This window comes from Staphylococcus sp. HMSC062H10, from assembly GCF_001836945.1.
Lineage (GTDB): Bacteria > Bacillota > Bacilli > Staphylococcales > Staphylococcaceae > Staphylococcus > Staphylococcus aureus.
The window spans coordinates 43,437-68,261 of sequence record NZ_KV831000.1 but is presented as its reverse complement, the minus strand read 5'-3'; the positions used below and the strand labels follow the sequence as shown (position 1 = coordinate 68,261).

At 32.1% G+C, this 24,825-nt stretch carries 23 protein-coding genes and 3 pseudogenes; 17 read left to right on the top strand and 9 right to left on the bottom strand.

Features of this window, described 5'->3' with window-relative positions:
* Positions 1–16: 16 nt before the first annotated feature.
* From hisG to lip1, 9 genes and pseudogenes are all read left to right on the top strand, one after another.
* The gene (hisG, locus tag HMPREF2658_RS12595; RefSeq protein ID WP_000944147.1) at positions 17–631 is read left to right on the top strand and encodes an ATP phosphoribosyltransferase; all 615 of its coding nucleotides are present in this window, start codon (positions 17–19) and stop codon (positions 629–631) included.
* On the top strand, positions 624–1,874 hold the full coding sequence (hisD, locus tag HMPREF2658_RS12590) for a histidinol dehydrogenase (protein ID WP_000930635.1): 1,251 nt from the start codon (positions 624–626) through the stop codon (positions 1,872–1,874). The genes hisG and hisD overlap by 8 nt, the downstream gene beginning before the upstream one ends.
* A 15-nt stretch (positions 1,875–1,889) precedes the next feature.
* Positions 1,890–2,903: a pyridoxal phosphate-dependent aminotransferase gene (locus HMPREF2658_RS12585; protein WP_000639196.1), complete on the top strand. Its 1,014-nt coding sequence runs from the start codon at positions 1,890–1,892 to the stop codon at positions 2,901–2,903.
* A complete protein-coding gene (hisB, locus tag HMPREF2658_RS12580; protein WP_000640267.1) occupies positions 2,872–3,450 on the top strand; it encodes an imidazoleglycerol-phosphate dehydratase HisB in 579 nt (192 codons plus the stop codon). Before HMPREF2658_RS12585 ends, hisB begins: the two co-directional genes overlap by 32 nt.
* The gene (hisH, locus tag HMPREF2658_RS12575) at positions 3,447–4,025 is read left to right on the top strand and encodes an imidazole glycerol phosphate synthase subunit HisH (RefSeq protein WP_000635626.1); all 579 of its coding nucleotides are present in this window, start codon (positions 3,447–3,449) and stop codon (positions 4,023–4,025) included. Before hisB ends, hisH begins: the two co-directional genes overlap by 4 nt.
* The gene (gene hisA / locus HMPREF2658_RS12570; protein ID WP_000571741.1) at positions 4,018–4,722 is read left to right on the top strand and encodes a 1-(5-phosphoribosyl)-5-((5-phosphoribosylamino)methylideneamino)imidazole-4-carboxamide isomerase; all 705 of its coding nucleotides are present in this window, start codon (positions 4,018–4,020) and stop codon (positions 4,720–4,722) included. The genes hisH and hisA overlap by 8 nt, the downstream gene beginning before the upstream one ends.
* Positions 4,719–6,106 (top strand): annotated as a pseudogene (hisF, locus tag HMPREF2658_RS14890) (imidazole glycerol phosphate synthase subunit HisF). Before hisA ends, hisF begins: the two are co-directional and overlap by 4 nt.
* Positions 6,107–6,297: 191 nt before the next feature.
* Positions 6,298–6,478, top strand: a pseudogene (locus tag HMPREF2658_RS14960) (hypothetical protein).
* 721 nt (positions 6,479–7,199) lie between these two features.
* A complete protein-coding gene (gene lip1, locus HMPREF2658_RS12550) occupies positions 7,200–9,242 on the top strand; it encodes a YSIRK domain-containing triacylglycerol lipase Lip1 (protein ID WP_072468841.1) in 2,043 nt (680 codons plus the stop codon).
* Between the two features lie 393 nt (positions 9,243–9,635).
* Here the strand turns inward: lip1 and icaC are convergent, their stop codons facing one another.
* Genes icaC through icaA form a run of 4 tightly spaced genes read right to left on the bottom strand, consistent with a single transcriptional unit; the run spans position 9,636 to position 13,051 of the window.
* Positions 9,636–10,688, bottom strand: a complete 1,053-nt coding sequence (gene icaC / locus HMPREF2658_RS12540; protein ID WP_000723829.1) for a polysaccharide intercellular adhesin biosynthesis/export protein IcaC — start codon at positions 10,686–10,688, stop codon at positions 9,636–9,638.
* Entirely contained in the window at positions 10,675–11,547 is an 873-nt protein-coding gene (icaB, locus tag HMPREF2658_RS12535; protein ID WP_000877362.1) for an intercellular adhesin biosynthesis polysaccharide N-deacetylase, read from the bottom strand. The genes icaC and icaB overlap by 14 nt, the downstream gene beginning before the upstream one ends.
* On the bottom strand, positions 11,544–11,849 hold the full coding sequence (gene icaD, locus HMPREF2658_RS12530) for an intracellular adhesion protein IcaD (RefSeq protein WP_000240580.1): 306 nt from the start codon (positions 11,847–11,849) through the stop codon (positions 11,544–11,546). The genes icaB and icaD overlap by 4 nt, the downstream gene beginning before the upstream one ends.
* A complete protein-coding gene (gene icaA / locus HMPREF2658_RS12525; protein ID WP_001159430.1) occupies positions 11,813–13,051 on the bottom strand; it encodes a poly-beta-1,6 N-acetyl-D-glucosamine synthase IcaA in 1,239 nt (412 codons plus the stop codon). The genes icaD and icaA overlap by 37 nt, the downstream gene beginning before the upstream one ends.
* 163 nt (positions 13,052–13,214) lie before the next feature.
* On the opposite strand from icaA, the gene icaR reads away from it, so the two are divergent.
* From icaR to HMPREF2658_RS12490, 7 genes are all read left to right on the top strand, one after another.
* Complete coding sequence (gene icaR, locus HMPREF2658_RS12520) at positions 13,215–13,775, top strand: ica operon transcriptional regulator IcaR (protein ID WP_000653261.1); 561 nt, start codon at positions 13,215–13,217, stop codon at positions 13,773–13,775.
* Between the two features lie 845 nt (positions 13,776–14,620).
* Positions 14,621–15,283 carry a YveK family protein gene (locus tag HMPREF2658_RS12515; protein ID WP_000659677.1) on the top strand — a complete coding sequence of 221 codons (663 nt, stop codon included), beginning with the start codon at positions 14,621–14,623 and terminating at the stop codon, positions 15,281–15,283.
* 16 nt (positions 15,284–15,299) lie between these two features.
* Entirely contained in the window at positions 15,300–15,992 is a 693-nt protein-coding gene (locus tag HMPREF2658_RS12510; RefSeq protein WP_000185857.1) for a polysaccharide biosynthesis tyrosine autokinase, read from the top strand.
* Positions 15,989–16,756 (top strand): tyrosine-protein phosphatase, encoded by a 768-nt coding sequence (locus HMPREF2658_RS12505; RefSeq protein ID WP_000565319.1) that lies wholly within the window; start codon positions 15,989–15,991, stop codon positions 16,754–16,756. Before HMPREF2658_RS12510 ends, HMPREF2658_RS12505 begins: the two co-directional genes overlap by 4 nt.
* Before the next feature lie 234 nt (positions 16,757–16,990).
* A complete protein-coding gene (locus HMPREF2658_RS12500; protein WP_000244270.1) occupies positions 16,991–17,491 on the top strand; it encodes a GNAT family N-acetyltransferase in 501 nt (166 codons plus the stop codon).
* A gap of 2 nt (positions 17,492–17,493) precedes the next feature.
* Positions 17,494–17,970, top strand: a complete 477-nt coding sequence (locus tag HMPREF2658_RS12495; RefSeq protein WP_000301939.1) for a peptide-methionine (S)-S-oxide reductase — start codon at positions 17,494–17,496, stop codon at positions 17,968–17,970.
* A gap of 85 nt (positions 17,971–18,055) precedes the next feature.
* Complete coding sequence (locus HMPREF2658_RS12490) at positions 18,056–18,667, top strand: flavin reductase family protein (protein ID WP_000556735.1); 612 nt, start codon at positions 18,056–18,058, stop codon at positions 18,665–18,667.
* A gap of 84 nt (positions 18,668–18,751) precedes the next feature.
* Here HMPREF2658_RS12490 and HMPREF2658_RS12485 read toward each other — a convergent pair whose 3' ends face one another.
* From HMPREF2658_RS12485 to HMPREF2658_RS14430, 5 genes and pseudogenes are all read right to left on the bottom strand, one after another.
* On the bottom strand, positions 18,752–19,111 hold the full coding sequence (locus tag HMPREF2658_RS12485; protein WP_000603484.1) for a hypothetical protein: 360 nt from the start codon (positions 19,109–19,111) through the stop codon (positions 18,752–18,754).
* Between the two features lie 148 nt (positions 19,112–19,259).
* On the bottom strand, positions 19,260–19,493 hold the full coding sequence (locus HMPREF2658_RS14885) for a hypothetical protein (protein WP_029549255.1): 234 nt from the start codon (positions 19,491–19,493) through the stop codon (positions 19,260–19,262).
* Positions 19,494–21,265: 1,772 nt separating this feature from the next.
* A pseudogene (locus tag HMPREF2658_RS14955) lies at positions 21,266–21,353 on the bottom strand (hypothetical protein); the annotation flags it as partial.
* 84 nt (positions 21,354–21,437) lie between these two features.
* Positions 21,438–22,394 (bottom strand): hypothetical protein, encoded by a 957-nt coding sequence (locus HMPREF2658_RS12475; protein ID WP_001233474.1) that lies wholly within the window; start codon positions 22,392–22,394, stop codon positions 21,438–21,440.
* A gap of 124 nt (positions 22,395–22,518) precedes the next feature.
* On the bottom strand, positions 22,519–23,454 hold the full coding sequence (locus tag HMPREF2658_RS14430; protein ID WP_001226801.1) for a hypothetical protein: 936 nt from the start codon (positions 23,452–23,454) through the stop codon (positions 22,519–22,521).
* 313 nt (positions 23,455–23,767) lie between these two features.
* Here HMPREF2658_RS14430 and HMPREF2658_RS12465 point away from each other — a divergent pair, with 313 nt between their 5' ends.
* The gene (locus HMPREF2658_RS12465; protein WP_001109881.1) at positions 23,768–24,442 is read left to right on the top strand and encodes a flavin reductase family protein; all 675 of its coding nucleotides are present in this window, start codon (positions 23,768–23,770) and stop codon (positions 24,440–24,442) included.
* Positions 24,443–24,825 lie beyond the last annotated feature (383 nt).

Here is a 24,825-nt window from a genome sequence, read left to right as displayed (position 1 = left end):
TAAGGGAGTATGCACAATGTTAAGAATTGCCATAGCCAAAGGACGTCTAATGGATAGTTTAATTAACTATTTAGATGTAATTGAATATACGACATTATCAGAAACATTAAAAAATAGAGAACGCCAATTATTATTAAGTGTAGATAATATAGAATGCATTTTAGTAAAAGGAAGTGACGTGCCAATCTATGTGGAACAAGGAATTGCAGATATTGGTATCGTTGGTAGCGACATTTTAGATGAGCGTCATTACAATGTTAATAATTTGTTGAATATGCCTTTTGGAGCATGTCATTTTGCGGTTGCAGCGAAACCTGAAACGACCAATTATCGTAAAATCGCAACGAGTTATGTTCATACTGCTGAAACATATTTTAAATCAAAAGGTATTGATGTCGAATTGATTAAATTGAATGGCTCTGTTGAATTGGCCTGTGTTGTAGATATGGTAGACGGTATTGTCGACATCGTTCAAACAGGTACTACGCTAAAAGCGAACGGACTGGTTGAAAAGCAACATATTAGTGATATCAATGCAAGGTTAATAACTAATAAAGCAGCTTATTTTAAAAAATCACAATTAATAGAGCAATTTATTCGCTCTTTGGAGGTGTCTATTGCCAATGCTTAATGCACAACAATTTTTAAATCAATTTTCATTAGAAGCACCATTAGATGAGTCTTTGTATCCAATTATTCGCGATATTTGTCAGGAAGTTAAGGTTCATGGAGATAAAGCTTTGAAAATGTATAATCTAACATTTGATCATGCGAAAACGGATCATTTAGAAGTAAGCCATGAACAAATTAAAGCAGCATTTGACACGTTAGATGAGAAAACTAAACAAGCATTACAACAAAGTTATGAAAGAATTAAAGCATATCAAGAAAGTATTAAGCAGACGAATCAACAGATAGAAGAATCGAAGGAGTGTTATGAAATATACCATCCACTAGAAAGTGTGGGTATTTATGTGCCAGGTGGCAAAGCAAGTTATCCATCAACGGTTCTAATGACAGCGACTTTAGCGCAAGTAGCCGGTGTAGAAAATATTGTTGCTGTGACACCACCTCAACCTAACGGTATATCTCAAGAGGTATTAGCAGCATGTTATATTACGCAAGTTGATCAAGTGTTTCAAGTTGGTGGTGCTCAAAGTATTGCTGCATTAACTTATGGAACAGAAACGATACCTAAAGTTGATAAGATTGTAGGTCCAGGTAACCAATTTGTTGCATATGCCAAAAAATATTTATTTGGACAGGTAGGTATTGATCAAATTGCAGGACCAACAGAAATAGCACTGATTATTGATGACACCGCAGATTTAGATGCCATCGTATATGATGTTTTCGCACAAGCTGAACATGATGAATTGGCGCGTACATATGTCATTAGTGAAGATGCGAAAGTTCTTAAAGACTTAGAATCACGTATTGCTAAAGCATTGCCTAATGTGGACAGATACGACATTGTTTCTAAAAGTATCGCTAATCAACACTACCTTATCCATGCTAGTAATTTTGATGAAGCATGCCATGTCATGAATACAATCGCGCCTGAACATGCGTCGATTCAAACAGTAAATCCTCAACCATATATTGAAAAAGTGAAATATGTGGGCGCATTGTTTATTGGACATTATTCGCCAGAGGTCATAGGAGATTACGTTGCAGGTCCAAGTCATGTATTACCTACAAATAGAACAGCTAGATTTACTAATGGGTTATCGGTCAATGATTTCTTAACACGGAACACGGTCATCCATTTATCAAAAGATACGTTTGAACAAATTGCTGATTCAGCACAACATATTGCTCATGTTGAAGCATTATACAATCACCAACAGTCTATTTTAATACGTCAGTCTTAGGGGAGTGTAATTGAAATGATTTATATTGATAAAAATGAAAGTCCAGTTACGCCGTTGGATCAAAAAACAATGACGTCTATTATTAGTGCAACGCCATATAATTTATATCCTGATGCAGCATATGAACAATTTAAGGAAGCTTATGCTAAGTTTTACGGATTATCGCCTGAACAAATTATTGCAGGAAATGGCTCTGATGAATTGATTCAAAAGTTAATGCTGATCATGCCAGAAGGTCCGGCATTAACGCTAAATCCAGATTTTTTTATGTATCAAGCATATGCGGCACAAGTAAATCGTGAAATTGCATTTGTAGATGCAGGATCAGATTTAACGTTTGATTTGGAAACCATTTTAACGAAAATTGATGAAGTACAACCATCATTTTTTATTATGAGTAATCCACATAACCCTTCAGGCAAGCAATTTGATACGGCATTTTTAACAGCTATTGCAGATAAGATGAAAGCAATAAACGGATACTTTGTCATTGATGAAGCATATTTAGATTATGGCATGGCATATGATGTTGAAATGGCACCACACATTTTAAGAATGCGCACATTATCAAAGGCGTTTGGAATTGCCGGCTTAAGGTTGGGTGTATTAATGAGTACTGCTGAAACGATACAGCGTATTCAAACAATAGAACATCCATATCCATTAAATGTATTTACGCTAAATATTGCGACTTATATTTTTAGACATAGAGAAGAGACAAGACAATTTTTAACGATGCAACGACAGTTAGCTGAGCAGTTAAAACAAATATTTGATACACATGTTGCAGATAAAATGTCAGTATTCCCATCACATGCCAATTTTGTACTTACTAAAGGTTCAGCGGCGCAACAATTAGGACAATACGTATATGAACAAGGATTTAAACCTCGTTTTTATGATGAGCCGGTGATGAAGGGCTATGTAAGATATTCAATTGCAACAGCATCACAGTTAAACCAATTAGAAGAAATTGTTAAAGAATGGAGCGCAAAATATGATTTATCAAAAACAACGAAACACAGCTGAAACACAACTAAATATTTCAATATCAGATGACCAGTCACCATCGCATATTAATACAGGTGTGGGCTTTTTAAATCATATGTTAACCTTGTTTACATTTCATAGCGGTCTGTCATTAAACATTGAGGCACAAGGTGATATCGACGTAGATGATCACCATGTAACTGAAGATATTGGCATTGTTATTGGCCAATTGTTACTTGAAATGATTAAAGATAAAAAGCATTTCGTTCGTTATGGAACAATGTATATTCCAATGGATGAAACATTAGCACGTGTTGTTGTGGATATAAGTGGGCGTCCATACTTATCATTCAATGCATCATTAAGTAAAGAAAAAGTAGGCACGTTTGATACGGAGTTAGTAGAAGAATTTTTTAGAGCAGTCGTAATCAATGCAAGATTAACAACGCATATTGATTTGATTCGTGGTGGTAATACACACCATGAAATTGAAGCTATATTCAAAGCATTTTCTCGTGCATTAGGCATAGCGCTAACTTCTACTAATGATCAGCGTGTGCCGTCATCGAAAGGTGTGATTGAATGATTGTCATCGTTGATTATGGATTAGGGAATATTAGTAATGTAAAACGCGCTATTGAATATTTGGGGTATGAGGTGGTTGTCTCAAATAAGCAAAATATAATCGATCAAGCAGAAACAATCATATTACCGGGTGTTGGTCATTTTAAAGATGCGATGTCAGAGATAAAGCGATTAAATCTCGATGCAATATTGGCTAAGAATACTGATAAGAAAATGATCGGTATTTGTTTAGGCATGCAGTTAATGTATGAGCATAGTGATGAAGGCGATGCATCTGGATTAGGGTTTATCCAAGGAAATATTTCGCGTATCCAAACAGAATACCCAGTGCCGCACTTAGGTTGGAATAATTTAGTGAGTAAGCATCCTATGTTAAATCAAGATGTTTACTTCGTACATTCTTATCAAGCGCCGATGTCAGAAAATGTCATTGCATATGCGCAGTATGGGACTGATATTCCAGCAATTGTTCAATTTAACAATTATATTGGTATTCAATTCCATCCTGAAAAAAGCGGTACATATGGGTTACAAATTTTGCGTCAGGCAATACAAGGGGGATTTATAAATGATTGAATTATGGCCAGCGATTGATTTGATTGGGTCAACAAGTGTGAGGTTAACAGAGGGTAAATATGATAGTGAAGAAAAAATGTCGCGTTCGGCTGAAGAAAGTATTGCTTACTATAGTCAATTTGAATGTGTGAATCGTATTCATATCGTCGACTTGATAGGTGCTAAGGCACAGCATGCCCGAGAGTTTGATTATATTAAGTCATTGAGGAGATTAACAACCAAAGATATTGAAGTAGGTGGTGGCATTCGCACGAAGTCACAAATCATGGACTACTTTGCCGCAGGGATTAATTATTGCATAGTTGGAACGAAAGGTATTCAAGATACAGAATGGCTTAAAGAGATGGCACATACATTTCCAGGTCGTATTTATCTGTCAGTTGATGCTTATGGAGAAGATATTAAAGTGAACGGATGGGAAGAGGACACAGAGTTAAATTTATTTAGTTTTGTGAGACAGTTATCGGATATACCTCTTGGAGGCATTATATATACTGATATTGCTAAAGATGGCAAAATGTCCGGACCTAACTTTGAATTAACTGGTCAATTAGTAAAGGCAACGACGATTCCTGTCATCGCGTCTGGTGGTATTAGACATCAGCAAGATATTCAACGATTAGCGTCGCTAAATGTTCACGCTGCTATTATAGGAAAGGCTGCACATCAAGCATCATTTTGGGAGGGGCTAAAATGATTAAAAAACGTATCATTCCATGTTTAGATGTCAAAGATGGTCGTGTCGTTAAAGGGATTCAATTTAAAGGATTAAGGGATATTGGGAATCCTGTTGATTTAGCAATGTATTACAATGAAGCGGGTGCTGATGAGTTAGTATTTTTAGACATCTCTAAGACGGAAGAGGGTCATAGCTTAATGCTAGAAGTGATTGAACAGACAGCGTCACGCTTGTTTATCCCTCTTACTGTAGGGGGTGGGATTCAAAGCCTTGATGATATTACCCAATTGTTAAATCATGGTGCAGATAAAGTATCATTAAATTCAAGTGCTTTAAAAAATCCACAGCTCATTAAACAAGCGAGTGATAAATTCGGTAGACAATGCATCTGCATAGCAATTGATAGCTATTATGATCCTGAAAGAAAAGCACATTATTGTTGTACGCATGGTGGTAAAAAAATGACAAATATTAAAGTATATGACTGGGTACAGCAAGTAGAACAGTTAGGTGCAGGTGAGCTCCTTGTTACAAGTATGGGGCATGATGGTATGAAACAAGGATTTGATATTGAGCATCTTGCAAAAATAAAATCCCTTGTAAATATTCCAATCATTGCTTCTGGTGGTGGTGGCAATGCACAACACTTTGTAGAATTATTTGATCAGACGGATGTTTCTGCAGGTTTAGCTGCAAGTATATTACATGATCGAGAAACGACGGTTCAATCTATTAAAGAAGTGATACGGCAAGGGGGTATAGCAGTAAGATGACCAATTACAAAATTGATTTTAGCAAAGGTTTAGTGCCAGCAATTTTACAAGATAATCAAACAAAACAAGTATTGATGTTGGGTTATATGAATCAAGAAGCTTTTGATAAAACGATAGAAGATGGTGTGGTATGTTTCTATTCGCGGTCGAAACAACGGCTATGGACAAAAGGTGAAACATCTGGTCATACGCAACGTGTTAAAGATATTCATGTAGATTGCGACAATGACACTATTTTAATTGATGTCATACCAAATGGACCAACATGTCATACAGGCAGTCAAAGTTGTTTCAACACAGAAGTTCCATTTTCAGTGCAAACATTAGCGCAGACAGTTCAAGATAGTGCCCAATCCAATAATGAAAAGTCATATACGAAATATTTATTAACAGAAGGTATAGAAAAGATTACAAAAAAATACGGTGAAGAAGCTTTTGAAGTCGTAATCGAAGCAATTAAAGGTGACAAAAAAGCATTTGTAAGTGAAGTAGCAGATGAACTTTATCATTTATTTGTCTTGATGCATGCGCTAGGCGTTGATTTTTCAGAAATTGAGGCAGAATTAGCACGTAGACATCATAAGCGCAATAACTTTAAAGGCGAACGACAAAATATCGAACAGTGGTAAAGCAAGTATGGACTGAGATATAGAGAAAAGGATCATGGCTTATACACTTACAAATATTGTGGAAAACGTGACATTTTCAAGTTTAAAATACGAACCAACATATTTTAACTATGAATGCTGTGATGGTACTAAAGTTGCGAACTCGTTATAGATAAGTAGTGGATAATCACAATACGAAATCAAAAATAATTATGAAAAGTAAATTGAGCAACTCAGGAATAGATGTCACTGTTAAAGATGTTGAAAAGTATATGAATCGATATAATGAAGTTATGAAGGGAAAAAAATGGCGAAAAAGCTAAAGAGTTATGTTTGTCGTTACTACCTATTAATATCATAGTTGTATTTATATTCTTTGTATTTATACTGTGAATAAAAATATATCTAGCCTGAAATAGAAATGTCATAGCCTATTTAAAAGACAATCTCCATTAGAACTAAGATGTGCATCCCGAAAGTTGGACTAAAAAACTAACTTTATGGGGTGTATTTTTATGCTAATCATCATAAATTCGAGATTAAGTTAAAGGTAGTTCAAGAGTAATTAAACAATAAATTAAAAATAGTAGGATACTTATTTTGAGGGAAGAAAATTAACTGTATATATTTAATGTAGGAACAAGCGTAATGGCTTATCCTAATACAATCATTGTAGAAGAAATGATATTTTTAGGTTTAAAATACGACACCAGCAATAATTAAAACTGTAATAGCTCATAAATTACCTTCATACAGCTAATCTAAAAAAATGATACATCATTGGAATCAAGACCCAAACATGTAAATATAAAAAAACACAAAAGATGTATGTAAAAAAGTTACAATTTGCATAATTAAATTGTGTCTAATTATTGACTAATTAAATTTTGTCAAATATAATATTAATTAATAATTTGAAACGATTAGCGTATACACTTTAAATTCTCTTTGGAGAATATATTTTTTAAATGCAAATGTAAACGCTTTCTCATCAAATTAAACAATAGAAAGGATGGTCATTATGAGTACTTGGTTAAGTAAATTATTTGAGTTTATTCCTCGAATAATTATCAATTTGTTTATCTAAAATAAAAAAATAGAGGTGCTGACAATGATGAAAAGTCAAAATAAGTATAGTATTCGTAAATTTAGTGTAGGTGCATCTTCCATTTTAATAGCTACATTACTATTTTTAAGTGGTGGACAAGCACAAGCAGCTGAGAAGCAAGTGAATATGGGAAATTCACAGGAGGATACAGTTACAGCACAATCTATTGGGGATCAACAAACTAGGGAAAATGCTAATTATCAACGTGAAAACGGTGTTGACGAACAGCAACATACTGAAAATTTAACTAAGAACTTGCATAATGATAAAACAATATCAGAAGAAAATCATCGTAAAACAGATGATTTGAATAAAAATCAACTAAAGGATGATAAAAAATCATCGCTTAATAATAAAAATATTCAACGTGATACAACAAAAAATAACAATGCTAATCCTAGCGATGTAAATCAAGGGTTAGAACAGGCTATTAATGATGGCAAACAAAGTAAAGCGGCGTCACAGCAACAGGCAAAAGAGGCAGCTAATAGTCAAGGTTCAAACGCTAATAACAATCTACCTTTACAAAGTCGAACAAAGGAATCAACATCATTAAATAAGTCTGATCAAAAAAGTCAACCAGAAATTGTTAGAGAGACAGAAATAGAAAAAGTACAACCGCAACAAAAGAATCAATCGAATGATAAAATGACAAGCCATCATTTTAACAATGAACAAGAAGTGAATCCTCAAAAAGATGAAAAAACACTATCAGTTTCAGATTTAAAAAACAATCAAAAATCACCAGTTGAACCAACAAAGGACAATGACAAGAAAAAAGGATTAAATTTATTAAAAAGTAGTGCAGTAGCAACGTTACCAAACAAAGGGACAAAGGAACTTACTGCAAAAGCGAAAGGTGATCAAACGAATAAAGTTGCCAAACAAGGGCAGTATAAAAATCAAGACCCTATCGTTTTAGTTCATGGTTTCAATGGGTTTACAGATGATATTAATCCTTCAGTGTTAGCTCATTATTGGGGCGGTAATAAAATGAACATTCGCCAAGATTTAGAAGAAAACGGTTACAAAGCTTATGAAGCAAGTATAAGTGCTTTTGGAAGCAACTATGATCGTGCAGTTGAACTTTATTATTATATCAAAGGCGGCCGTGTAGATTATGGTGCAGCACATGCAGCAAAATATGGACATGAACGCTACGGAAAAACATACGAAGGAATATACAAAGACTGGAAACCAGGACAGAAGATACACCTTGTTGGACATAGTATGGGTGGTCAAACGATACGTCAACTAGAAGAATTACTGCGTAATGGTAATCGTGAAGAAATAGAGTATCAAAAGAAACATGGTGGCGAAATTTCTCCACTATTCAAAGGTAATAATGACAATATGATTTCATCAATTACTACTTTAGGAACACCACATAATGGAACTCATGCTTCAGATTTAGCTGGTAATGAAGCTTTAGTGAGACAAATTGTATTTGATATCGGTAAAATGTTTGGTAATAAAAATTCAAGAGTAGACTTCGGGTTGGCTCAATGGGGTCTAAAACAGAAGCCAAATGAATCATATATTGATTATGTCAAACGCGTTAAACAATCTAATTTATGGAAATCAAAAGATAATGGATTTTACGATCTGACGCGTGAGGGTGCAACAGATTTAAATCGTAAAACGTCGTTGAACCCTAACATTGTGTATAAAACATACACTGGTGAAGCAACGCACAAAGCATTAAATAGTGATAGACAAAAAGCTGACTTAAATATGTTTTTCCCATTTGTGATTACTGGTAACTTAATCGGTAAAGCTACTGAAAAAGAATGGCGAGAAAACGATGGTTTAGTATCCGTTATTTCTTCTCAACATCCATTTAATCAAGCTTATACAAATGCGACGGATAAAATTCAAAAAGGCATTTGGCAAGTGACGCCTACAAAACATGATTGGGATCATGTTGACTTTGTAGGACAAGACAGTTCTGATACAGTGCGCACAAGAGAAGAATTACAAGATTTTTGGCATCATTTAGCAGACGATTTAGTGAAAACTGAAAAGGTGACTGATACTATGCAAGCATAAGTTAAAAAGTAAAGGGAGGAATTAACAATGACTGCAGACTTCTTTCAATTAATCGGATCATTATTTAGAATTCTAAAAGAGTTATTCAAGTAATATCTTGGCGGGGCCCCAACACAGAGAAATTCGAAAAGAAATTCTACAGGCAATGCGAGTTGGGGTGTGGGCCCCAACAAAGAGAAATTGGATTCCCAATTTCTACAGACAATGTATGTTGGGGTGGGACAACGAAATAAATTTTGAGAAAATATCATTTCTGTTCCACTCCCATTGGCATTTTTGTAGTTCAAATGTGCAATTAGAATATATGTATAACAATATTAAACACGCGGTAAAACGAAGTCAGTCAATTCAAACTGATTTCGCCCACCGCGTGTTTTTAACATAGCTTAATAATTAATAAGCATTAATGTTCAATTTATATGGTTGTTTTCCAATAATAAACCTAAAGATATAGAATTCACGCAATATCATACCGACACCTATACATAATCCTAAAATGAATAGTAGTGATATCGCTAGAAAGACCATTGTATTATCCTCAAATATATTTGTATATGCAAACAATGAGTCTAGAATGATTGGATGTAATAAATAAATAAAGAATGAGAAAGCACTAATCATTTGAATCGTATTAAATAACATTGTTTTAAAATGCGTGCAAATACCCAAGATAACAATAAACATAATACTATTATATGGTGTTAATGAATATGAAAAGCTGGTAACGTTCCAATAGTCTCCATTTGCTAACGCAATAAACACAAAATAAGTAGCTACAGCTAATACAATCATAATAACTAAATAACGTTCTAAGAAATTTAAAACACGTTCGTAGTTATAACCCATATATGCACCTAAAAAGAAATAAAAAATCCATCCGAATATTATAGTGTTTTCACTTAATGGATAATAGTGTAGCACGGTATCGTGAAACGCTGTATTGTTCGTAAAGTAATATAAAAATGATTGCTGTAAAATAAAAGATAACAATAATAATATTTTACTGTTGAATAGGTTATAGTTAATTTTAAAAATGATATAACTCAAAATAAAGAATTGCATGATAACAACGATAAAATAGCCATACCATTGACCTAATAGGACATTTTCAATGAATTGTTTATTGAAACTTGAATCTGTTAATAATGATTCACTATAACTGTAAAACAACCCCATTAATATGTAAGGAATAAGTATATATTTTACGCGTGTAGTTAAATATCTATAGGTGACTTTTTGGTAATTCAAGGTTGTCAGTAACTGTGACAAGATAATAAAGCAAGGTGTACCAAAAATCACAATATTACGAATGTAAAATTGTAATACTAAGGATCCTCCCTCCAAATTTTCATGTTTTAAAGTAATTTGTGTAAGTAAATGTGTGATAATAATAATTGCACATATAATAGCACGTAAATATACGAGTTCAAGTCTAATCTTTTTCATGGAATCCGTCCCATCTCTTAATTAAATGCTCAAAAGCATCATCACTAATTAATATTCTAGGGATGTAATAATCATTGGAGTTCGGAGTGACTGCTTTTTCCTCTAATGAAAAACCGTATTTTAACCCAGCTTTTTTGATTACCGGTAATTTATCGTCATTCATCAAGCCATAAGGATAGGCTATAGTTTTCTGCGACTTTTTAAAGTTTTTAGTTAGATATTTTTCACTTTTGTTTAAATCTTTTATGATTGTAGCTTCAGAAGCTTTCATTAATTTTGACTTATTATTTTTCGATAAGTTATGCAAATCGTGGGTATGTGTTTCAAATTCCCATAACCCAGTTTTATACATTTCTTTTAGTTCTTTTTTACTAATCATATCGAGGTTGTGAAAGTTTTCTTCCCCAACATGACCTGTGATAATAAACCCAGTTGCCGGTATTTTATATTTTTTTAAGATTGGATAAGCATTTTCATAAATAGTTTCATCCATATCATCAAAGTTAATCCATACACTTCGTTTTGGAAACTTACCTTTTTTCTTGTAATATAAAAATTCTTTCAAGGTTAAAAATTTAGCATCATGTGATTTTAGCCATTTTATTTGAGATTCAAATTGTGATTGACTAACACTATAATTTTTAATTTCTTTACTACTAGAAAAGAAGTAAATGAAATTATTCAGAAAATTCGCTTTTCTTACGCGGTGATAATTTAATGCCAGTGCACTATTTTCTTTATATTTCAGTTTTTTAGGTGGATCGTCATCTGCATTTGCAATATGATGACCATCCAGTGTGCTTACAGGCAATATGATCAAGATACTCAACACTAAAATTATTAATTTTCTATACTTCACGATTCTCTTCCTCTCTGCCATTTTTGAATCAATATGCTAATTGTAAAAAATACAAAAATGATAATCGCGAAAATGCCCATAGTTTCAAATATATCTAAAATTTCAGTATTTTCAATGTTTAAAGCAACACGTATTGTATTGATACTTTCGTCATGAATTTCAAATATAGTACCAATATAAACGAGTAGAACAACTAAACAATATATCCAAAAGACACACGATATAGCGATAAGTGCTGTCTCTCTTACAATATTTAGCGATGATTTTAGCGTTGGGTATTCCCTCTGTCTGGGCTTGACCATGTTGCGTAACCACCTTTCTTACGTTTTAATGCTTTTGGAAATGCGACAAGAACTACTGCTGCGTTAATAATCCAGTATACTGTCGGATACCAACTTACAAATATGAGTCCAGCCATATTCTTTTTCTCGTAGCGACTATCAATAAAGAGTGCGACTGTAAATTGAATAACGTTTATAAAAGTCATAGTAAATGATGATAGTAGAAATATTGAAAAACTATATGTCATAAATGTATAGTCTAAGAAGTTTGCTGTTATAAACAAATAGCCTAAATATAGAAGCACTATATATACCCATAAAATTGAGATGATTTGCTCAAACATCAAAATATATAAAGGAAACCTTTTCGTTTTCATTGTGCTAAAAAAGTCTCGTAGTAATACTTCGTGTCCCCCTTGAGCCCATCTCACGCGTTGCTTCCAAAGACCTCCCAATGTTTCTGGAACCAACATCCAACACATGGCAAGCGGTTCATACTTAATACGATATCCACGTAAATGCAATTTCCAGGAAACTGCTATATCTTCGGTAATCATATCAGTATCCCAGTAGCCAACGTCGACAACTGCACTTTTTTTAAATAGAGTGAAGACACCCGAAATAGTATTGACTGCGCCAGCAAGTGTCTGACTTCGCTTAATACAGCCAATTAAACTTGCATATTCTATCGTTTGAATTTTACCTAAAATAGAACTCTTATTTCGAATTCTAGGATTACCTGTAACTGCACCAAGTTTTGGATCATGTTTGAAATTTTCAATCATATAATATGGTGCATCTTGATCAACGATAGTATCTGCATCCAAGCACATTACATAATCATATGAAGCCTGTTTAATGCCTTGATTGAGTGCGTTGGCTTTACCTCTGTTTTCTTGTAAATCGACGAAAATAAAGTCATTATTTTCTTTAATCTTATAGATGAGTTCTGCTGTATTATCTGAACTTCCATCATTAATGATAATAATTTCTTTTTTCTCGTATTTGAGTGCAAGAACATTAGACAACGTATCTTCAATCGTTTCACTTTCGTTATAACAGGCAAGTAAAAATGTAATGCCTTCTAATTCATCCACATTTATGTCAGGCTTCTTGTTCAATGAATATCTAATTTCTCTAGTAAAATAGAAATAAATTGAACCGACAATCCAGTAAATAGACATAAATACAGGATAAAAAAGCAAAAAGTTAAAAAATTGCAATTCCTTTACCTACCTTTCGTTAGTTAGGTTGTAAGCCATATGGTAATTGATAGTATTTTAATTTGCAATAGATTGTTGTTATAATTAAACGGAAATATTTGTAATTGCAACTTAATTTTCCTGTAACATAGTGTGATTAAATTTCTGTAGGGGGTTTTAAAAATTGAAGGATAAGATTATTGATAATGCAATAACCTTATTTTCAGAGAAGGGGTATGACGGTACAACACTTGATGATATAGCAAAAAGTGTAAATATTAAAAAAGCGAGTCTATACTACCATTTTGACTCGAAAAAAAGTATTTACGAACAAAGTGTTAAATGTTGTTTTGATTACCTTAATAATATTATTATGATGAATCAAAATAAATCGAACTATTCAATTGATGCTTTATATCAATTCTTATTTGAGTTTATTTTCGACATCGAAGAAAGGTATATTAGAATGTACGTTCAATTATCTAATACGCCTGAGGAATTTTCTGGAAATATTTACGGACAAATACAAGATTTAAATCAATCATTAAGTAAAGAGATAGCAAAATTCTATGATGAATCAAAAATAAAGATGACAAAAGAAGACTTTCAGAATTTAATATTGCTGTTTCTTGAAAGTTGGTATTTGAAAGCATCCTTTTCGCAAAAATTTGGAGCAGTGGAAGAAAGTAAAAGTCAATTCAAAGATGAAGTGTATTCGCTACTAAATATATTTTTGAAGAAATAATTTTTGTTACTAGTTTGTAATAATTAACTTACTTTTGTAAAAAAAGACATGAGATTATTTTTTAAAATCTATATAAAGTTGACAATACAACTCGAAATTGAGAATATTAAGATGTATATGAATTTTATAAATTAAATACAATGCATTAATATAAATATCAATTGTTGCAAAATACGATTTGTTCAATGATTTGATAATATTATTCTTTATATTTGTGAATGGTTAAGTTTGTCTTTGAACATATTATAAAAATGTAATGTTCCCCTGAAAAGAATAAGTTGTCATCTAATTACAGGAAATCCGCATAAATTAGATGAAATGGAAAGTAATAATTAATAATTTATTGATAAGCGCCTATGTGATGGTAAATCATGACATAGGCGCTTTTTTTATAAGTTTAAAATGTAAATAAAAATTATATAAATTACCCACATCTTTTTAAAAGATGTGGGCTTTATTATCATTAACCCAACTCACAGTGACGGGTTACGCAAAGTATTGAATTACCGAGTACGGGCACGCTCGGTGTTGTAAAGAGCAAATAATCAAGTAATGATGATGCTTCTACTCGATTATAAGAAAGCCATGATAGAGACGATGGTATCTAGGTTTATTACTGATAGGTTTGGATATTTGAAGTTGGGCAATATTATATCTAGAACGAAAATATAAATAAATTATACATAACGCTCAAGAATCATGATATAATTTTAAACGATAAAATATTTATATAAAAAATTAGAGAAAATGTAGTTGTGTATTTTTGTGGTCGTTAAACTAGATATAATTGTCCGATTTATAAAACATACATAATGAATACAATGATTGATTATGTGGAGGAAACCATGAAAGAAAAGTTTGATTTAGTAAAACTATTAAATATTCTAAAGAAGAATATTAAATTATTGCTTATTTTACCGGCAATATGTCTTGTAGTAAGTGCGGCATTAACCTTTTTTGTTATGCCTGACAAATATACTGCTTCTACTCAAATATTAGTAAACATGAAAAAGTCCTCAAGTGATTTAGCTTTCCAAAATGTTCAAAGTAGTTTGCAGTCTGTTAATACATATACGGAAATTATCAAAAGTCCAAGAATTCTAGATAAAGTATCTAGAGAGTTTGATGGTCAGTATTCAACAGCTGAGTTGAATTCGTTTTTAAAAGTAACCAATCAAACAAACTCTCAAATTATTACTGTATCAGTTACAACTGGGAATAAATCTGAATCTGACAAAATTGTTAATAGAATATCTAAAGTTTTTGCACATGACATGCCTAAAATTATGAGTGTTGATAATGTTACAATACTTTCCTCAGCACATGATAATGCTGTAAAAGTATCTCCAATAGTATCTGTTAACTTAGTGATCAGTATCATTGTTGGTATTGTTTTAGCAATATTGATTATTTTCTTAAAAGAACTATTAGATAAGCGTATTAAGACGGAAGAAGATGTTGAATCGCAACTAGGATTACCTATTTTAGGTTCAATACAAAAATTTTAATTTACGAGGAATTACCATGACGAATACACGAAGAAGTACATCAAGTTTAATTGTCCATGAACAACCAAAGTCACCTATTAGCGAGAAATTTCGAGGCATAAGATCAAATATTATGTTTGCTAATCCTGACAGTGCAGTTCAAAGCATTGTAATCACTTCAGAAGCACCTGGAGCAGGGAAGTCAACTATTGCGGCAAATTTAGCAGTGGCATATGCACAAGCTGGTTATAAAACATTGATTGTAGATGGAGATATGCGTAAACCGACGCAACATTATATTTTTAATTTACCAAATAATGAAGGACTTTCCAGTTTGTTGTTGAATTGGTCATCATATCAAGACAGTATTATCTCAACTGAAATTGAAGATTTAGACGTCCTGACGTCTGGACCTATTCCACCAAACCCATCAGAGTTAATCACATCTCGCGCATTCGCAAATTTATATGACACATTATTGATGAATTATAACTTTGTCATTATTGATACGCCACCTGTTAATACAGTTACAGATGCGCAATTATTTTCAAAGTTTACAGGTAATGTTGTCTATGTGATTAATTCTGAAAATAATAATAAAGATGAAGTTAAAAAAGGAAAAGAACTTATTGAAGCGACAGGTGCTAAATTATTAGGTGTCGTTTTAAATAGAATGCCAAAAGATAAAAGTGCTAGCTATTACGCATATTATGGGACTGATGAATCATGATTGATATTCATAACCATATTTTAGTTGATATTGACGATGGACCAAAAACAATTGAAAAAAGTATTGCTTTATTAAAGCAAGCTAAGTATGAAGGTGTAACAAGTATTGTAGCGACACCTCATCATTTGCATCCGAGATATGATAATACATTTCAACAAGTGCTTGTGAAATTGGCGGAGTTAAGAACGCATCCAGAAGTTCAAGCATTGGATATTAAATTATTTCCCGGGCAAGAAATTAGAATTACAGATTCGATTCTGCAAGGCTTAGATAATGGTAGTATTCAAGGTATTAATCGTTCGAAATATTTACTAATTGAATTTCCAACGGGCGAAGTACCACATTATACAAAACAATTGTTTTTTGAAATACAATCGAGAGGCTACATACCAATCATTGCACATCCTGAAAGAAATAGAAGTATCGCCAAAAATCCAGAAATATTATATGAACTTGTTGCAAATGGGGCATTGAGTCAATTAACATCGAGTTCTTTAGTTGGTGGATTTGGAAAAAACATTCAAAAGTTATCATTACAATTTATAGAATGTAATTTGGCTCATTTTGTAGCTTCAGATGCACATTCATGTGACCAAAGACCATTTTTGATGCAAGAATTATTTCACAATCATAAATTGAAGAAATATTCGAATGACATTGAAGCATTACTTCGAAATGCAAGTTCTGTAATTAATGATAATTTTGTTTATTTAGACAGACCGACTAAACCAGGAAAAGTGAAGTCGTTTTTGAAGTGGTTTTAACTAAATATATTTTTTCGAATTAGACTGGTATACATGTACCAGTCTTTTTGAGTATGCTTAAAATGAATTATAATCATGATTATTTACTAATTCGTATAATACAACTTGTCTAATTGATTAAAGCGAATGGCTTTCAATAAAAAGACTCGTTTTTTATAGTGAAGGTAGTTTGAAAATAATGAATATAAAGATGAAGGTATTACTTTTGATATATAGGGCTAAGGAAGTGTTTTTATGGTATTAAGAAAAGTAATCATGCAGGACTTAGATCAAATTATTGCACTTGAAAATATTGGTTTTTCACCGGAAGAAGCTGCAACACCAGAGGCATTGAAATTGAGAATTGAACAAATTCAAGAAACTTTTATTGTAGCTGAAAAGAATGATGAAGTGATTGGATATATCAACGGTCCTGTCATAAAAGAGCGTTACATTAGCGATGATTTATTTAAAAATGTCTCCACAAATAATAGTGAAGGTGGTTATATTAGTGTGTTAGGTCTTGTTGTTGCACCAAATTATCAAGGTCAGGGTATTGCAGGTCGCTTACTAAACTATTTTGAAAATCTTGCTAAGAATCAACATCGAGATGGTGTAACGTTAACATGTCGAGAATCATTAATTTCATTTTATGAAAAATATGGGTATCGTAATGAAGGTGTATCAGAATCATGTCATGGCGGTATTAAATGGTATAACCTTGTTAAAAATATAAAAAAGGATGATGAGGTGTAAATATGGCAGTTGTTTATGTAGCAGGAGGGTGTTTATGGGGTGTTGAAGCATTTTTCACAACAATACCTGGAATTATACATACAGAAGCAGGAAGAGCAAATGGAAGAAGCTCTAAATTAGACAGTCCGTATGATGGTTATGCTGAATGTGTCAAACTTCATTTTGATGATAGTAAGTTATCAATTACAGACATCATGAATTATTTATTTGAAATCATTGATCCATACAGTGTGAATCAACAAGGAAATGATATTGGTGAAAAGTATCGTACGGGATTATATAGTTGTGTAGATGATTATCTTATTGAGGCACGACAGTTCATCGATCGACGAAATGACAGGAATCAAATTGCAGTGGAAGTCTTACCTCTGTCTAACTATATTAAAAGTGCAGAAGAACATCAGCAACATTTATCAAAATATCCAGAAGATATGCATATGTGCCATATTTCAAAAGACTTATTAGACAAATATAAGTAATTTTTCATTTCAGAAGGAAACTGGATGTTTAAATTAACTAAAATCAGAGAAATAGATGTTTATACTAAGAAAAGAGGTTAGTCATATGCATACGTTTGATGCACAGTCATTATCCGATAAAGAAAACTATAAATTGTTAATTGGTTCAATTATTCCACGACCTATAGCTTTTGTAACAACATTAAATCAAGATATATCAGTAAATGCAGCACCATTTAGCTTTTTTAATATTGTTAATAATCATCCGCCAATGATTGCAATTGCAGTGCAACGTGCAGGAGGTAAGAGAAAAGATACTGCATTGAATATCGAACGGGTTGGAGACTTTGTTGTGCACATTACAGACGAAGATAACGTTCAAGATATTAATGAGACTGCAGCGCCTTTAGTGTACGGAGACAGCGAGTTGAGTCGTACAGATTTATCACTTATAACATCTACAGCAATTAAGACGCCAGGAATCCAAGAAGCGAAAATAAGATTCGAATGTAAATTATCACAAATAATATTACTGGGGGATGAGCTGGATGGGGCAGACTTAATAATAGGTGAAATTGTAACTTATCATATTGATGATAGTATTTATGAAGGAGATTTTAAAATCAATCCACATACGTTACAAGCTGTTTCACGTTTAGCTGGAAACGATTATGCTAAATTAGGGGGATTATTTACAATAGATAGACCTGAAAAATAACAAAACACATGCTATAGCAGTGTACTGTTTATGGATTAAATCCAAAGTACACAGGTGCTAAAGTATGTGCTTCTAAAATGAAGACTATTTTTTATTACAAGAAAATGTATCTAGTAAACTTAAAGTAGCAAGACCTAATAAATCTAATGCATGTTGTGCACCTTTTTTACCTTGGCCAGCTTCAAAATGTTTGTAAACAGCTACACTTAAAATGCCTATCGTTGATAGTGAAGCAAGGCGAGAAATGTTTTTATTGATAAAGCTAGCTGAGTATAAAGCAGCAGTAGTTGCTTCTGCAATGCCGACGTATTTTACAAGTTCTTTTTGCAAGCCAAAAGTATGTTCAAACAGTTCAATCATACCCTTATCTTCTTGCAATTTAGGTTTACTGGCTTGGTATAGCTCTTTCGCAAGTTTTAAATTCGTTGCGTAACGCAAAATCATATTTAATTCCTCCCAATATTTAATTTTTTGAAAAACGGTTGTTTTATCATTTTACCCGTTTCTTCAAAAATGAATCTCTTATGTAATATGTGTAGTTCAGGAATGTTTGCTATGGAAATATAATTCTATTCACCCAAAATATATGAATTTAATGTGTGGTTTTATCGAGTTGCTCTTTTAATTTGGTTAGATTGTTTTTTAGAGAAGCGGTACTATTTTTAAGTGCATCAACAGATTTACCTTCGTTTTGAGACATTGCGTTTATAACAGCATGAAGTTCCGTTTCTAACATGTCGGCGTCACCTTTAGCATTAGAACTTAATACTTTAATATCTCTTAAAAGGCTATCTGATAGTAGGGCATTTTTGAAAAAGTCATGCATCTCAACAATAATTAATTCTGTAAAAATAAGTTCACCAAGGATTAATCGCATATCAGTTAATTGTTGATGTAATTTATCAACAAGATTTTTGAAAGATTTAAGTGTTTCCGCTGTTGTCTTGGCAAATGGAACTTTGGAGGCAATCCATTCAATCTTACCAACAAAATTAGATAATGTTGGCGTGCATGCATCAACTATAGAAATGAGCGCAATGATTCTTAGTGTTTCTGGTACTAATAAAAGATTTATATTTGACGCAAGTGTAGCCAAACCAGATTCCATCACTTTATTTCGGATTTCTAAATTTAATAATAAATTCTTAGATTCTGCAAGTGGTTTTGATGTTTGCTTTGTAGCATTTTTATTGATGGGTACGTTGTTAACCATTACATTGTCATCTAAATGGGTCATTTGGGTCAATATATCATTAATGCCATCACCGAAATTAGTGACTTGATTTTTGATAATTTGAATATTTGGTATGACAACATTCAAATGGGCTAAAACTTCTTCTCTAACACCATCCTCAAATCCTTCTGATAAGTTGACAAACATTTTGACAATAGTGTTGCTAATTATATCAAAAGCAGCTTCTATGAAATCATCACCATATTTAATGAATTTTGAAATTTTATCGGTAATTTTATCAATAAAATCAATAATTGAATTAATAATATGATCGGCACCTACTAAATCTAAAATATTATCTTGGTCTCTAAGTGTTCTGAGGTTACCTTTTAATTCATCCGCTTTACTTTCAATTTTAGTCCTAATCAGATTGGATATGTTGTGAATCCAACCTTCTAATTCGTTAAGTTTTATTACTTTTTTAAAATGATCTTTCGTTTCATTTACATGTTGACTAAAATTATTATTTTCACGTTCAACGGATGTTCGAATGTCTTTCATTTTAATATCAATATTATTTACATATTCGGTTAATCTACCATGCACATAGTCATTCAGATCCGCCAGATGTCCTTTGTCTAATTTTATTTTTGATGTACCAGCACCAATAGCATCACCACTCCATACAAATATTGGAGTGTGTTCATCCATGTCAGCATAAATTTTCAATCCATTGCGACTCGTGTAGACTTCCTTGTTAATAATATTGTCTTGATCAAAATGGTCTAACTTCTCTTTTTCTTCAAAGTTGTATCCAGTATGAGCAGGTACCAATGCTCCAAACGTAGACACACCATTTTCTAGGAAAATGTGCTTTCCGACCATGGAATGATACATAAGTCCACCTATGTTAATTCTAGTTAAGGTATCACTTCTACTGTGGTAATTATGTATATTATTTGCATCTCGACGAGCCATACGAGTAAGAGATTTTGGTATAGGTGCAGAATTTGTAGTAGTTACGCTAAGACCTGGATCTAATACACCTAAATACTGGGCTATGGCTCCAGAGAGTGAATTACTCCCTGCATTTGTGATTGATTTTCCTTCGTAATTTGTAGAATCTTCATTGTATTTTGATTTGAATTCAAATGAATCCATTGTATTTGCGTCTTGATATTTATTTTTAAGGTTAGAATACACTTTTCCTGCTTCCAATAATTGATTTGGAATGGAGTCTCCAGCGAGTCTTAAATCTGTATTTACATCGTTAATGTCACTAAAGTCAGTACCATCAAACGATATTATTAACCTTCCTGTTGGCTTTTTATTATCATATCGTTCGTATATCTTATATCCAAGACCAGTACTGGTTGGATTGACTTTATCAATTACTTTATAAGAGTGAGAATTAACATTTATATGTTTACCAACATTTAATTTTTCATTGTAATTCCAACCACTACTTAATTCAATAGCATCTAAATCAGTTATATAATTATTGTTTTCCATTAGCATCTATCTCCAGTTATAAGAGTTCAATTATAATTAAAGTTGATAACTCATTGATTTGTTTTGTGTAATATATTATGACTCTTATTTCTTGATTTCTTTCTTGATTTTTTCCCAATTTCCACCAGACATAGTTATTTTATTAGTTTTATTTTCTAACCTACCATCTTCTCCAATTTCAGATGGAGAAACACTGTCTTTGTAAAAATACATCATTTTTGATCCTGGTATTTTTCTCATTGTGTCATTTGTTGGTATTTGTAAATCCCATGAATATTTATTAACATTTTTTGTGCTTTTCTTATCATAATAGGCAATAAAGTCAGATTTCATGCTTTTCTTAATTTCAGGATATTTATTAATTAAATTTTGTAATTGTTGATTGAATGCATCACCTTTTAAGTGCATAACAGGTTTGAATTCTTTTTTGAACTTATCCAAATCATCGATACTGTCTGTGTTGAAATTCAAAAATTGTTTAGTAACACCATTGAATTCTTGCTTCTTTTGAAGTTTTTCATTCATGGCAAAGTAACCGTTTTTCTCAACTTCTGATTTGAATTTTAATCGAGCTTGTTCAATTTCATGTTCATAACGTTTGTACATCATGGCTGAAACGGCCGCTGATGTTTCATTTATATGACCAGGTGTAAATGTTGAAATAGTTATACCATTTCCAGACTCAACAAAAAGCAATTGGAGTTGAAAAGGAACGTCATAATTGACAGTACCAACCACTGAGATACCATCTACCTTACTTTTCTCGCTAAATCCAGATTTATTAGTATAGGCATCAACTAAATTGATTTTACAATCATAACCAAAGGTGTCTTTCACATAGTCTTTATATTTTTTTATCGCTTCACCTTTATGTTTTTTCAGAAATACTTCGTTTCTTTTTTTATGTTCACCAATATATTGACCATCATAATCTTTGACGCTAACCGTCTTTGGAATATCTTTTGTTTGATCTTTATGCATTAAAGAACAGCCTCCTAAAATAAGTGATGTACACAATACAAAGCCAGTTACTTTTCTCATTTTTAATATCTCCTCTATATTGAGTGTTTTTATAACGAAAATAAAAATATAAATAATAGTTAAAGTGTTTTAATCCAATATAATTATAACTTAATTATTCTAATAATAGCTAATAATTTTATATTTAATTGTTTTCCCCTCCAGAAATGGAGATTTCTTGAGAATCTGATTGTAAACGTTTATGCTCATCTAATTGTGAAGCAGAAACTTTATCTTTATAAAATATGATGCTTTTATTTCCTGGATGAAGTTTCATTGTGTCATTAGTTGTTTTTTGTAGGTTCCAAACATAGTTAGCAACAGTCTCTCTGTTCTCATCTTTATCGTAATAGGCAATAAAGTCATATTTCATGCTTTTCTTAATTTCAGGATATTTATTAATTAAATTTTGTAATTGTTGATTGAATGCATCACCTTTTAAGTGCATAACAGGTTTGAATTCTTTTTTGAACTTATCCAAATCATCGATACTGTCTGTGTTGAAATTCAAAAATTGTTTAGTAACACCATTGAATTCTTGTTTCTTTTGAAGTTTTTCATTCATGGCATAATAACCGTTTTTCTCAACTTCTGATTTAAATTTTAACCGAGCTTGTTCTATATCGTGTTCATAACGCTTATACATCATGGCTGCAACTGCGGCTGACGTTTCGTTTTTATGGCCAGGTGTAAATGTTGTGATAGTTATGCCATTGTCAGATTCAACAAAAATCAATCTAAACTGAAAAGGAACGTCATAATTGACAGTGCCGACGACTACTAAACCATCTGTTTTTCTTTTCTCACTAAACCCAGAAGCATTAGTATAGGCCTCAACTAAATTAATTTTACAATCATAACCAAATGTATCTTTCACATAGTCTTTATATTTTTTTATCGCTTCACCTTTATGTTTTTTCAGAAATACTTCGTTTCTTTTTTTATGTTCACCAATATATTGACCATCATAATCTTTGACGCTAACCGTCTTTGGAATATCTTTTGTTTGGTTTTTTGGTATGAAAGAGCAACCGCTTACTATGATTGATGTGCATAATAAGGTTCGCATAATTTTTCTCATATCTTCATTAGCTCCTTTGTATTAGCTGTTTTTCAGTTGATAGGCAAATTATACAAAAACTAAAATAATGTTATTCAATATTATTATAAGCTAATCTTGATTATATTAACTAATATTAATTAAATTAACAAAAAACATCATTAAATATTAATTACATAAATCCTTATCTGAAATTTTCGAATCAAGAACGCAAATTATAAGCAACCACGTCATATATAGTTTCTACTTATAAATAAATTGATTATTTATATTAGACGCTTATGTCATGAGAGCGTAACCTTAAATGTAATTACTAATAAGGGGTGAGGATAGAATGAATTATTCGCCGAAGCAAGGTGTAAGGAGTCATGGCTTACCACACGATCCATTTAAAAGTAGTACAGTACCACGTCCAATAGGGTGGATCTCTACTGTATCGAAAGATGGGAAAGATAATTTAGCACCTTATAGTCAGTATCAAAACTTAACTTGGGATCCGCCTATGGTTATGTTCGCAGCAAATCAATCTGTTCTTGGTGATCATGAGCGTAAAGATACAGTAAAAAATGCAGAAGAGACAGGGTGGTTTGTATGGAACATGGCCACGTATGATTTAAGAGAAGCTGTTAATTTATCGTCGAAGGCACTACCACCAGAAGAGGATGAATTTAATTTTGCAGGTGTAACAAAGGAAAAATGTATAGAAGCACCAGGTTATCGAGTCAAAGAATCGCCAGTACATTTTGAGTGCGAGTACGTTCAAACAATTCGTATTCCGACAGGAGACCCTGTATCAACAGTTGATATTGTTATAGGAAGAGTTGCTCAGGTTCATATTGACGATAAGGTCATTCTTGATAATGGTAAATTAGACATTAAGTCGATTAAACCTATTGCTAGGTTAGGATATTATGATTACACGGTTGTGAATGAAATATTTGAAATGAAAGCACCATCAGCTTCTAAAGAAGAGCTTGCAGGTTTAGAAGGAAGAAATTTTGATAATTAATCAGATAACAAGAAATAATGAATTCAATCATTTTCAATACATCGAAACTACACGTTGAAATTAGTTTCGATGTATTTTTATATTTCAAAACCAGGAAGCGATATGTCGCTATATTTATAATTTTAAAGGAGAATTTTTTAGAAATTCAGATATATAACACTAGGTTTATTGAAAATATATTGATATTACTTTAATATTAAAGATGTATTATAAATATAATATTTATATTTTAGTTGTAAATTGACTATTAATGACTAAAAGGTGGATGATAAATACATTTAAATAAAAAGACATTTTACTAAATAAGTAAAAGTTATCTAAATTGATAAACATTGATTTCAAAATTATATAAACATAATAAGGCATGTTATTCAGAATATAGT